The sequence below is a fragment of the Micromonospora sp. RV43 genome, assembly GCF_001029515.1.
Classification (GTDB): Bacteria; Actinomycetota; Actinomycetes; order Mycobacteriales; family Micromonosporaceae; genus Micromonospora; species Micromonospora aurantiaca.
This window is the reverse complement of sequence record NZ_LEKG01000018.1, coordinates 49,313-60,112: the sequence shown is the minus strand read 5'-3', so window position 1 is coordinate 60,112 and position 10,800 is coordinate 49,313. Positions and strand designations below refer to the sequence as shown.

Here is a 10,800-nt window from a genome sequence, read left to right as displayed (position 1 = left end):
TGCCGGACCTGCGCGGGGCGCGGCTGGCGGGCTGGATCCGGGAACGACTCGCCGGGCACGACGTGTCGGCCGCAGCCGGCCTGCTCGACGGGCTCGACCGGCGGCTCCGGCAGGTCGCCGGCTGCGGCCTGCCGGACACGCTCGTGCACGGCGACCTGCACCCCGGCAACGTGCGTGGCGACGACCGGCGCCGGACCGTGATCGACTGGGCGGACTCGTTCGCCGGCCACCCCGCCTTCGACATCCTGCGCCTCACCGAGGACGTCGACGCGGACGCCGCTGCCCGGCTGGTCGACGCGTGGGCGCGACGGTGGCGGGCCGACGTGCCCGGCAGCGACCCGCAGCGGGCCGTCGACCTGCTCCGGCCGGTCGCGCCGCTGCGGCTGGCCGCCGTGTACGCGATGTTCCTCGCCGCGATCGAGCCGGGCGAGCATCCGTACCACGTGCACGACGTGCCGGCCGCGCTGGCGCGAGCGGCGGCGGTGGCGCGACCCTAGACCCGGCGGACCGGGATCCACAGCTCCGCGTCGGCGGTGCCGCCGTCCTCGGCGACCCGCACCCGCGAGATCTCCGGCCCCGGCCGGGTCTCGTACGGGTTGGACGGGAACCACGACGTGAACACGGCCCGCCACAGGTGCTGCACCGCCACCGGGAACGCCCCGGAACTGGAGAACACCGCCCAGTCGCCGGCCTCGACCGGCAGACTGCGCAGGTCGTCCGGCACGTCCGCGCCGGTGACCGCCGCGTACCAGTAGTCCAGCTCGGTGCCCTCATCCCGGGAACCGGCCAGCTCGGCGCTGACGTTGACGATCCCGCGCGGCTCCTGGTCGGACAGCGCCTCGATGCGGCGGACCGTAGCCGGGTCGATGCCCCTGACGAACGCCACGATGTGCGGGTTCATCCCCTCGTGCACGAGCGGCACCCGGGCCGTCAGCCCGGCGAGCCGGAAGGCGTCCTTGGTCACGATCCGGTAGTCCATGCTGGTGTTCCCTTCGACGACGAGCCGGAAGGACATCCGGGGCTGGGACCGCAGCACCGCACCGGCCTGCCGGGCCTGCGTCGGCCCGACGCCGTGCACGGCCCGGAACGCGCGGGCGAACGCCTCGTTCGAGCCGTACCCCCAGCGGACCGCCACGTCGAGCAGCGACTCCCGGCCGGCGAGCACGTCGGCGCCCGCAAGCGTCATCCGGCGTCGGCGCACGTACTCCGACAGCGGCAGCCCGGCCAGCGCCGAGAACAGCCGGCCGAAGTGGTGCTCCGACACGCCCGCGATCCGGGCCAGCGCGGCCACGTCGAGCGGCTGGTCGAGCCGCTGTTCGAGGTGGTCCAGCGCGGCGTTGAGCCGATCCAGCACCCGGTCTTCCCTCCTGGTGACGCCTTCGACGCTAGGTTCCCGGCCGCCCACCGACCCGATCACACCGGACCCGGTCCGGTCGCCTCATCGACAGTGGCGGGCGTGTCGCATCATGGCGTGGTGATCTTCCGGAAGCGGCACCACAAGAAAAAGAAGAGCCGGGACTGGTGCAACTGCGACGTGCCCACCTGCGACGGGCCGGGCTGCTGCGACCTGGGCCTCTTCTCGATGCTGCTCACCCTCGGCTCGGTGACCGCGGGCGTCGTCCGGCGGCCCGCCGTGGACCGGGCCGGCCGGGCCGCCATCCTCGGTTACCGGCGCTGGCTGTCGCACCGCTGGCCGGCGACCTGCCGCTACACGCCGACGTGCAGCGCGTACGGGCTCGCCGCGGTGGAGCGGTACGGGCTGGCGGTGGGTGGCCGGATGGCCGCGGACCGGGTACGCCGATGCCGTCCCGACGTCCCGCACGGCACCCACGACCCGCTGCACTGACCCCGCTCGCCTCCGCGCCGCGCGGACGTGCCGGCGCCACCTCGGGGAAGTGGCGGTGTTCCGGTGTGCCGGATGCCGCCACTGCGGCGACCTGGCGTCGATCAAGGTGGCGGTCACCCGACCGACGTGGGGCCGCCGAAGACGACAGGTACGCCGGGGGAGTAGAGCACGCTCACCGGCGGCCCGTCCGGTGCGGGCAGGCCCGCGGCGGTGACCAGCTCGTCGTCGAGGTGCAGCAGTTCGGCGCGGTGCAGCGGCCACTGTGGATGCCAGTTCGGCAGGTGGCGAATGCGGCCGTACGCCCGGGTGTGCAGGCCCCAGCGGGCGGTCAGGAAGTGTTCCAGCGGCGTCGGCTCCGGGATGGGCGCGCCGACGCGTACCGCCATCCGGCTGGTCGCGCCGGCCGGACCGGGCCAGCGGCGGCGGCAGCGGTAGGTGAGCGTGTCACCGGACCGGTCCAGCCGCATCGCCGACCACTTGTACGGCAGACGCAGGCTCACCTGGGCCACCAGCACCGGCACCAGGCGGGACGCGTCGAGCGAGCGGAACACGACAGCGCGCCGCCCCGAGCCGTCGACCGAGTAGAGCCGGACGTTCGTCTCCCAGAACGTGCCGAAGTACGGCACGCCCGGGCCACGGCCGAGCCCCAGCCCGACCATCCGGAACCCGATCAGCCCCACGTAGGTGAGCCCGTCGAGCGTGTCCGGCCGGGTGCCGGCGGGCAGCAGCGGCGCCACCCGTTCCGGCGGGACCGCCCAGTGCAGGAAGGCGAGATCGTGCCAGCGCTGCGCCAGCCAGGCCCGGCGGATGGCGCGTACGGGAGCGTGCTCGACCGGCTCGATCTCCACCGGTCCATCCTGCCTCCCGGACGCGCAGGGAGTCACTCCGGGCGGTGGCAGACCGCCTCGACGTTGTTGCCGTCCGGGTCGCGGACGAACGCGCCGTAGTAGGCGGCGTGGTATTCCGGCCACTCCTTCGGCGCGTGCAGCACCTCCGCGCCCGCTGCCACCGCCGCGTCGTGGAACGCCCGCACCGTCGCGCGGTCGGCCGCGGTGAACGCGATGTGCACCGGCACCGGCGTGGCGCCGGACGGCGCGGGCTCCACCCAGAAGTCGGGCGCGTCGACGCCGTAGCCGATCGGGCCGGGCTCCATCAGCCGCCGCCCGCCCAGCGGGGCGAGGACCGCGTCGTAGAAGGCGCCGCTCGCCTCCAGGTCGCGTACCGCTACGGAGAAGTGGTCGAGCACGTCGCCTCCCTGCGATCGTCGATGACCGCGCCAGGCTACGAGACCCCTACGACAATCCGCCGTGGTATTCGACGTACCAGCGAGACTGCTCGGCCACGTCGAACGCTGCTACGTCCTCGGGATCGACAGCCGACAGGTAGGCGAGAACCTCGGCCGCCTCCGCCGTGCCGAGCGTCCGCAGGTGAGCGAGCGTCTGCTCCCGCCCCGCCCCGCACAGCAACTGCCACTCCACGGAGCACGCGGCGTCGAAGCTGGAGTGCTTGGCCTGCCAGATCAGCAGTACGTCGGCCAGGTCACCGTGCAGGAACAACTGCTCGCAGCCCAGGTGGATGAGGGCGCTGTCGTTATCGGCACCGAGACGGATCTGCTCGCGCAGCATCGACCGCACCGGCTCGACGTCTGCCGGACGCAGTCCGTGCCGCTCGTACCATTCGTCGTCGTTCACGCGGCCATCCTGCCGGACACCGCGACCATCGGACCGGCTCGCCGTCGCCTGGCGGTGTCCGCGACGATCAGCAGGCCGGGAACCGCGCCGAGCAGCCAGATCACGCCCACCGGCCAGTGGATCACCTCGCCCACCGCGCCCCGGATCTCCGGCACGTCACCGACCACGTAGGACGCCTCCGGGTCGTCCGTGCGGCAGTCGAGCGTCCACCTACCGGGCGTCGGCACCCGCACGGTCGCCACCCAGGAATAGGTGGCGGCGTCGCTGCCGTAGTCGCCCGGCGGGACCGAGACCGGCTCGGCCGTCCGGACCTCCGCGCCGCCGCCGGTGACGCGGCAGTCCGGGTCCGTCGGGGAGAAGCCCACCGCGAAGATCGCGTACGCCCCGGCGGCCGGTGCCGTGAACCGGCCCGCCGACGTCGAGTAGGGGCCGACGCCGCCGTACTCATGCGGGGGTTGCCCGATCGTGCTGTCCTCGGCGCCGAGCCCTACCGCGGACTGGGCCAGCAGCGCGCCGAACACCACGGCGAGCCCGCCGATCAGATAGCCGCGCCGCGACGCCGGGCGGACCCGGTGGGGCAGGCGCCCGCCGGCGGCGTACCCGGTCAGCGCTCCGGCCACCGCGAGCGCCGCGCCGCCGAGCAGAGCCCGCCCCCAGTGGGCCTCGCCGGTCAGCGGCACGACCCACCGGAAGAGCGCCAGTGACAACGCGAGAAGCGCCGTCGCGACCAGCGTGGACACGCCCAGGGCCACCCCGGGTCGCCGGGGCTGCCGGGCCGCCAGCACGGCGGCGAGCACCGGTGACGCGAGCACGGGCCACCACAGCGCGGTCGAGACCGGCTGGTCCTCCTCCCATCTGTGGGTCCACTCGAAGAAGACCAGCGGAGCCGGCACCGTCGCCGCCAACCAGGCCGTCAGCACTCCGGGACCGGGCAGCGTCGCGCTCATCCGTCGATCCTCGACCACCCGGATCATCGACGAAAGTCCGCGAGCCGTCCGAAAGGGATTGCTCACGCAGCGTAGGATCGCGTGCGACACAGCCGAACACACGGGGGAAACGATGTTCGAGCGCCTGGGCAGATTCGTCGTGGGCAAGGCCTGGTGGGTGATCGGCGGCTGGGTCGTCGCCGCGATCGCGATCATCGCCGCCAGTCCTTCACTGAGCGACATCACCTCCGCGGACCAGGAAAGCTTCCTGCCGCGCACCTACGAGTCGGTGCAGGCCACCGAGCTGGGCGCGAAGTCGTTCCCGCAGGCCGCCACCGCCACCGCAACGGTCGTCGTCAAACGCAGCGACGGTAGACCGCTGACCGCGGCCGACGAGGCGCGCGTGGGGCAGCTGGCCGCCGCGCTCAAGGCCCGGAACATCCCGCAGACCTCCGGCTACCTCACCGGCCCGCAGGCCGTCGCGCCGGACAAGTCCGTGCAGGTGGTCACCGTCGGTCTCGACGCCGACAGCCCCGACGACCCGGGCCTGCTCGACGCGGTACGCGACCTGCGCGCCGCTCTCGGGCCGGACCTGGCCGGCAGCGGGCTGACCGCCGGAGTGGCAGGCGACGTGGCGAGTTTCGTCGACAACGAGGACACGTTCAACGAGGCGTTCGCCGTCGTCGGCGTCGCCACCATCGTCCTCATCATCGGGCTGATCCTGATCATCTTCCGCAGCCCGATCGCCGCGCTGCTGCCGGTGGTGGTCATCAGCGTCGTCATGTCCGTCACCACCGGGCTGGTCGCCGCCGCCGGCAAGGCGTTCGACCTCAACGTCAGCCAGGACCTCCAGACCATCCTGCTGATCGTGCTGTTCGGCATCGGCACCGACTACATCCTGTTCCTGCTGTTCCGCTACCGCGAGCGGCTGCGCGCCGGAGACGACAAGCGCACCGCCATGGTCGTCTCGGTGCAGCGGGTCGGCGAGGTCATCACCTCCGCCGCCGGTGCGGTCATCGTGGCGTTCCTGGTGCTGCTGCTCGCCTCACTCGGCTTCTTCGGGTCGCTCGGCCCGGCGCTCGCCATCGCCGTCGGCGTCATGCTCGTCACCTCGCTGACCCTGATCCCGGCGCTCGTGTCGCTGCTCGGCCGGTGGGTGTTCTGGCCGTCGAAGGCGTGGCAGCGCCCGCCCAAGGCGACCCTGTCCCGGCGGCTCGGCGCCGTCGTCGGCCGCCGCCCGGCCGTGGTGGCCGCCGCTTCGGGCGCGCTGCTCGTCGCGCTCGCCGCCGGTGTGCTCGGCTACAAGGCCGACTACGACTTCGGCGCGGGCTTCCCGCAGGACACCGAGTCGGCGCGGGCCGCCCAGGACCTCCAGCGCGGGTTCGCCGCCGGGGCGCTCGCGCCCACCGAGGTCTACCTGACCACCGGCAACGGCACCCCGCTCACCGAGCAGCAGGTGAACGACTTCGCCGCCGCGTCGGCGCGTGCACCCGGCGTCGGGCAGGCACAGCCGCCGGAGCGCAGCGCCACCGACCCGAGCGTCGTCCGGATAAGCCTGCTGCTGAACGAGAACCCGATGTCCAACGAGGCGATCACGCTCGTACGCGACGACCTGCGGAAGTCCCTGCACGAGGCGGCTCCGCCGGGCACCAGGGCACTCGTCGGCGGCACCACGGCGATCTTCGCGGACATCAACTCGGCGAACAACAGGGACCTGTCGGTGATCCTGCCGGTGGCCGCACTCCTGATCGCGATCATCCTGGCGCTGCTTCTGCGCAGCCTCGTCGCGCCGGTCTATCTGGTTATCGCCGTGCTGCTCAACTTCGCCGCCACGCTCGGCGCCACCGTCTACGTGTTCCAGGGGCTCCAGGGCAACCCGGGCGTGACGTTCCAGCTGCCGATCATCCTCTACCTGTTCGTGGTGGCGATCGGCACCGACTACAACATCCTGATGATCGCCCGACTACGCGAGGAAGCGCGCGAGGGCCACGAACCGCACCAGGCCGCCGCGATCGGGGTGGAACACGCCGGGCCGACAGTCGCCGCGGCCGGGCTGATCCTGGCCGGCACGTTCGGGGTGCTGATGCTCGCGCCGATCTCGTTCCTCCAGCAGATGGGCTTCGCGGTGGCGATCGGGATCGTGCTGTCCGCGTTCGTCATGTCGATGTTCTTCGTGCCGGCGCTGACCGGGCTGATCGGCCACAAGGCGTGGTGGCCGGGGCACGGCGACGAACGGCGCAACGGCGGCGGCCGGCACGCGGCACCGGCACCTGCGGACGCGGCGTCGACCTGACTGTGACCCGCCCCGGCGCGGCTCAGCCCTCGCCGGGGCGGACCAGCCCGCTCTCGTACGCGATCACGACGAGCTGCGCCCGGTCGCGGGCGTTCAGCTTCTGGAGCAGCCGGCTCACGTAGGTGCGGGCGGTGTCGGGGCTCAGGAACAACGCCTGCCCGATCTCCGCGTTGGACCGCCCGGCGCCCACCTGCGCGAGCACGTCCCGTTCCCGTGCGGTCAGTCCGGCCAGCCGCGCCGGGTCGGCCACCGGTGAACGGGCCGCCGCGGCGAGCACCCGCCGGGTGACGGCGGGGGAGAGCAGCGCGTCGCCACCGGCGACGGTCCGGACCGCGTCCCGCAGCGCGTCGGGCGGGGTGTCCTTGAGCAGGAAACCCGCTGCCCCGGCGCGGATCGCCTCGAACAGGTACTCGTCGTCGTCGAACGTGGTGAGCATGACGACCTGCACGCCGTCCAGCATCGGGTCGGTCAGGATCCGCCGGGTCGCCTCCAGTCCGTCCCCGCCGGGCATCCGGACGTCCATCAGCACGATGTCGGGCCGCTGCTCCCGTACCACCGAGAGGCCGCTGCCGCCGTCGCCGGCCTCGCCCACCACCTCGATGTCCGGCGCCCGGTCGAGCAGCGCGCGCAGGCCGGTACGTACGAGGTGCTGGTCGTCGACGAGCACGACGCGGATCGGGTTCACGCGGCGACTCCCGTCAGTGGCAGGTGGACCGACACCCGGAAGCCGGCGGTGCCGCCCGTGCCGGTTGCGGCGGTTGCTCCGGTGCTGCCGGTTTGGATGGTGCCGGTTTCTACGGTGCCGCCGAGCAGGGCTATCCGCTCGGCCATGCCGCGCAGGCCCTGGCCCGTCCCGTCCCTGCGCCCGGCGGGCGGGCCGCCGCGGCCGTCGTCCACCACCTCCAGCGCGAGCCGGCCGGGCGTGGCGCGGACCGTGACGGTGACCCGGGTGGCATCGGCGTGGCGCAGGACGTTCGTCAACGCCTCCTGCACGACCCGGTAGACGGTGCTGCCCACGACTGCCGGCAGCGTGTCCACCGGACCTTCGATCCGCAGGTCGACAGTCAGCCCACCCCGGCGTACGCCGTCCACGAGCGCCGGGAGCCGGTCGAAGCCGGGGGCCGGTTCCCGTGGACCGGGTTCCCGGCGCAGCGTGCCGAGCGTCGCCCGCAGCTCCGCCATCGCGCTGCCGCTCACCGACCTGATGGCGGCCAGCGCATTCTCCGCCTGCGCCGGATCGCTGTCGGCGAGCGCCTCCCGGGCGACTGCCGACTGCAACGTGATCACCGACATGGTGTGCCCGAGCGTGTCGTGCACCTCCCGGGCGATGCGCAGCCGTTCCGCTTCGACCTGACGGGCCGCCTCCCGGTGGCGCTCCTCGTCGGCCGCGACCGCCTGCCGGACCAGCGCCGCCCGCAGCGACCTGCGGTTGCGTACCGCGTCACCGAGGGCGATGACGGCGAGCAGCAACGCCGCCTCGGAGCCGAGTTCCGTACCGACGACCACCGCGATGTCGTCGCCCTCGGCCAGCCGGGCGACCACGGACACGGCCAGCAGGCTCCCGGCCACCACGGCGGCCGGGACGACACGCCCGCGCTCGGACACCCGGTAGAGGACGGCGGCGGCCGGGGCGGCCACTCCGACGGGCGGCAGGTCCAGCGCGTAGTACCCGAGGATCACGACCGCCGTGGCGACCAGCGCCGGCAGCGGCCACCGCCTGGCGCACAGCACCAGCCCGCCGAGCACCGCGCCGACCACGACGGCGAGCGCCGCGCCGCCGGGCGAGGGCCGGTCGGCCGCCACGGCCACCGCGACCAGGCCGAGCGTGGCCGCCGCGAGCAGCACATCGGTGCGGGTGGGCGAGGTGTCGGGCACGCCTTCGAGCCTAGGTCCGCGCGGACCCTCACCGCTGTCGTCCGCAGGCGTCAGGGACGACCCCGAGGCGTACGCCGAGAAGCGACATCCGGTCGCGCGGCCACGCGGACGACGGCCGGGGACAGCCGACCTAGCGTCGATGGCGTCCCCGAAACGTGAGGAGAACCCTCGTGGTACGCACAAGACTGACCTGGCTCGCCCTTATTGTCATGGTGTGGGCGGCAATGATGTCGTTCGGCGGGGTCGCCGCCGAGACCGTCATGCTCTACCCGAACATCTTCAGCGACGCGCCCGCCTCGCTCGACCGGGCCCGCGAGTTCCTCGTCCACGGCGGCCCGCACGACTACTTCCCGCCGCTCGGCGCGTCGGTGATCCTCAGCAGCGTCGCCGCGACGCTGCTCACCTGGCGCGACCGCCGGCTGCGCTGGTGGGTCGCCGGCGCCACGGCCGTGTTCGTCGTCTGCGAGTTCGTGTTCTCCGCTGTCTTCTTCTGGCCGCGTAACGAGATCATGTTCGTGGACCCGGTGGGAACGCATTCGCCGGAGTACCTGCGCCAGGTCGCGGCCGAATTCGTCGCCGGTCACTGGGTGCGCTTCGCCGGGGGCGCGGTGACGGCCGTACTCGCGTTCGTCGCGCTGCTGAAGTTCGTGCGCTCGACCGCGCCGGGCTCGGCGTCGGCTCCGGTGCCCGCTTCGGCGCCGGCTTCGGCATCCGGCTCCGGGTCGGCGGAGGTGACGCGATGAGCGCCGGTCGCCGTACCCTCGGGTTCGCCTGGCCGGCGTTGGTAGCGCTCGCCGCGCTTGCCGCCCCGCGCGTGGCGCTGCACGACCTGGACGTCGTGCCGGAGGGCACGGTCGTGGCTGCGCTGCTGGCGGTCGGGCCGCCGCTGTGCTCGGTGGCCGCCGTGCTGTGGCGGCGGCCACCGCGCCCGTTCCTGACGATCGTGGTGATCGGGGCGCTGTACGGGGTGTTCCTGGCGGCCGGTCACCAGGTGTTCTGGGACTCGTCGCTGGGGATGGATGCGCCGGGGCTGGCCGGGCTGGAGCCGGGGGCGCGGGAGGCGTTGTTGCGGGGTGCGGCGGTGATGTCGAGCCTGGTCACCGGGACGATGGTCGGGGTGGTCGCGGGTGGGGCGGCGGTGCTGCTGGGCCGGGTGCTGCCAGCGCCAGCCCGGCCGACAGAGCCCAGTTAACAGGCGGTCTTCTAGGCAGCCGCCCGAAATTTCTCGTAGCGTGCCTCAAGCCTTTGACGATGGGGATGAGCAGAGCGCTCCCTAGGCAGCGCAATGTGGCATCCATGCATCTCCTGGATTCCATGACGCAGCATCGGTCCATCGACTTCCTTCAGGATGTCGGGACGCACCTCGACTCGGTGGTCGGGTCGGATTCCGATGATGTTCTGATCGAACGCCGCGTGATGAATCTTGCAGAGGGCTAGGCCGTTGGGCACGATCGGATCGCCCGCCGGTTGGCCGTCAGGGATGATGTGGGCAGCATCCAGCAGCGACCGGTGGCGTAGCCGGCAGATCGCGCAGGGCGTCCCATAGGCCTGTATCACCCTAGCCCGGAAAACCGGCTGGTGAAGACGTAGCTTCGTCAGACGTTCGACGTACCTTCGCCTATCCGTATCGACTGCGCTTCCCGGTGGGATCAATCGCTGTGCTTCGTCAAGCGCAACCGCGAACTGCAGTTGTTCTGGCTCGTCCGCGATCAACCACACCGGATACCGCGGCAGGTAGAGAGCAGGTGCGATGCCAACGAACCAGATCAGTGGTAGACGGTGTTCGTATGCGCGGCGCAACGCGACATTCTCATGGTGGTTGGGGTCGTTTCCACGGTACTTGTATCGGAGGAGCCCGTCCGGTCCCTCTCGGTCCTCGTAGGGCGGTGGGTGGCCCGGCGGGGTGAACGTTGTGCGGATGGACAGCGCTGCATCAAGAAACGCAGGCTTACGGATACCGCGCTGTGGATCCAGGAGAGCGACTCGTCGGCCTTCAAAGGCGAACTGCGCTAGCTCTGCCTTCGTCGCCAGTTCCTGCTGGCGTTGTGCTCGTTCGGTCAGCCAAGCAGCAGCTGCTTTGCGAAGGCGGAGATCGAGAGCCGCATCTGCCATGATCGACATACTGTCATGCCAATCACGGCCCTCCTTCCACTGAACGGCTAGTGATCG

General features: G+C 72.3%; 13 protein-coding genes. 5 read left to right on the top strand and 8 right to left on the bottom strand.

Annotated features, from left to right (window positions below; genetic code table 11):
* The coding region (locus ABD52_RS07120; RefSeq protein ID WP_047891249.1) for a phosphotransferase at positions 1–497 on the top strand (497 nt) is incomplete at its 5' end.
* Here ABD52_RS07120 and ABD52_RS07115 read toward each other — a convergent pair.
* Positions 494–1,354 carry an AraC family transcriptional regulator gene (locus ABD52_RS07115; RefSeq protein ID WP_047891248.1) on the bottom strand — a complete coding sequence of 287 codons (861 nt, stop codon included), beginning with the start codon at positions 1,352–1,354 and terminating at the stop codon, positions 494–496. The two genes, ABD52_RS07120 and ABD52_RS07115, sit on opposite strands and share 4 nt — an antisense overlap.
* Positions 1,355–1,474: 120 nt before the next feature.
* Between ABD52_RS07115 and yidD the strand changes: the two genes are divergently transcribed.
* Positions 1,475–1,846: a membrane protein insertion efficiency factor YidD gene (gene yidD / locus ABD52_RS07110; protein WP_225319755.1), complete on the top strand. Its 372-nt coding sequence runs from the start codon at positions 1,475–1,477 to the stop codon at positions 1,844–1,846.
* 113 nt (positions 1,847–1,959) lie between these two features.
* On the opposite strand, the gene ABD52_RS07105 is transcribed toward yidD, so the two are convergent.
* From ABD52_RS07105 to ABD52_RS07090, 4 genes are read right to left on the bottom strand one after another with little or no spacing between them, the layout of a single operon-like run.
* Positions 1,960–2,694, bottom strand: a complete 735-nt coding sequence (locus ABD52_RS07105) for a YqjF family protein (protein ID WP_047891247.1) — start codon at positions 2,692–2,694, stop codon at positions 1,960–1,962.
* Positions 2,695–2,726: 32 nt separating this feature from the next.
* The gene (locus ABD52_RS07100) at positions 2,727–3,092 is read right to left on the bottom strand and encodes a VOC family protein (RefSeq protein ID WP_013284276.1); all 366 of its coding nucleotides are present in this window, start codon (positions 3,090–3,092) and stop codon (positions 2,727–2,729) included.
* A gap of 46 nt (positions 3,093–3,138) precedes the next feature.
* Positions 3,139–3,537, bottom strand: a complete 399-nt coding sequence (locus tag ABD52_RS07095; RefSeq protein ID WP_030272997.1) for a hypothetical protein — start codon at positions 3,535–3,537, stop codon at positions 3,139–3,141.
* Positions 3,534–4,484: a hypothetical protein gene (locus tag ABD52_RS07090; protein ID WP_047891246.1), complete on the bottom strand. Its 951-nt coding sequence runs from the start codon at positions 4,482–4,484 to the stop codon at positions 3,534–3,536. Before ABD52_RS07090 ends, ABD52_RS07095 begins: the two co-directional genes overlap by 4 nt.
* Positions 4,485–4,596: 112 nt before the next feature.
* Here ABD52_RS07090 and ABD52_RS07085 point away from each other — a divergent pair, with 112 nt between their 5' ends.
* On the top strand, positions 4,597–6,756 hold the full coding sequence (locus ABD52_RS07085) for an MMPL family transporter (protein ID WP_047891245.1): 2,160 nt from the start codon (positions 4,597–4,599) through the stop codon (positions 6,754–6,756).
* Positions 6,757–6,778: 22 nt separating this feature from the next.
* On the opposite strand, the gene ABD52_RS07080 is transcribed toward ABD52_RS07085, so the two are convergent.
* Both ABD52_RS07080 and ABD52_RS07075 read right to left on the bottom strand, forming a co-directional pair.
* A complete protein-coding gene (locus tag ABD52_RS07080; RefSeq protein ID WP_030272992.1) occupies positions 6,779–7,441 on the bottom strand; it encodes a response regulator transcription factor in 663 nt (220 codons plus the stop codon).
* Entirely contained in the window at positions 7,438–8,631 is a 1,194-nt protein-coding gene (locus tag ABD52_RS07075) for a sensor histidine kinase (RefSeq protein ID WP_047891244.1), read from the bottom strand. The genes ABD52_RS07080 and ABD52_RS07075 overlap by 4 nt, the downstream gene beginning before the upstream one ends.
* Positions 8,632–8,801: 170 nt before the next feature.
* Between ABD52_RS07075 and ABD52_RS07070 the strand changes: the two genes are divergently transcribed.
* A complete protein-coding gene (locus ABD52_RS07070) occupies positions 8,802–9,374 on the top strand; it encodes a DUF1772 domain-containing protein (RefSeq protein WP_082171235.1) in 573 nt (190 codons plus the stop codon).
* Positions 9,371–9,823 (top strand): hypothetical protein, encoded by a 453-nt coding sequence (locus ABD52_RS07065; RefSeq protein WP_047891242.1) that lies wholly within the window; start codon positions 9,371–9,373, stop codon positions 9,821–9,823. The genes ABD52_RS07070 and ABD52_RS07065 overlap by 4 nt, the downstream gene beginning before the upstream one ends.
* 11 nt (positions 9,824–9,834) lie before the next feature.
* Here ABD52_RS07065 and ABD52_RS38125 read toward each other — a convergent pair whose 3' ends face one another.
* Positions 9,835–10,752, bottom strand: a complete 918-nt coding sequence (locus ABD52_RS38125; RefSeq protein WP_082171234.1) for an HNH endonuclease — start codon at positions 10,750–10,752, stop codon at positions 9,835–9,837.
* Between the last annotated feature and the right edge of the window lie 48 nt (positions 10,753–10,800).

What these genes read in the sequence shown, in the direction of transcription:
- ABD52_RS07090 (WP_047891246.1), bottom strand. Translation starts at nt 4,484, where the DNA reads ATGAGCGCGACGCTGCCCGGTCCCGGAGTGCTGACGGCCTGGTTGGCG.
- ABD52_RS07065 (WP_047891242.1), top strand. Translation starts at nt 9,371, where the DNA reads ATGAGCGCCGGTCGCCGTACCCTCGGGTTCGCCTGGCCGGCGTTGGTA.
- ABD52_RS07085 (WP_047891245.1), top strand. Translation starts at nt 4,597, where the DNA reads ATGTTCGAGCGCCTGGGCAGATTCGTCGTGGGCAAGGCCTGGTGGGTG.
- ABD52_RS38125 (WP_082171234.1), bottom strand. Translation starts at nt 10,752, where the DNA reads ATGTCGATCATGGCAGATGCGGCTCTCGATCTCCGCCTTCGCAAAGCA.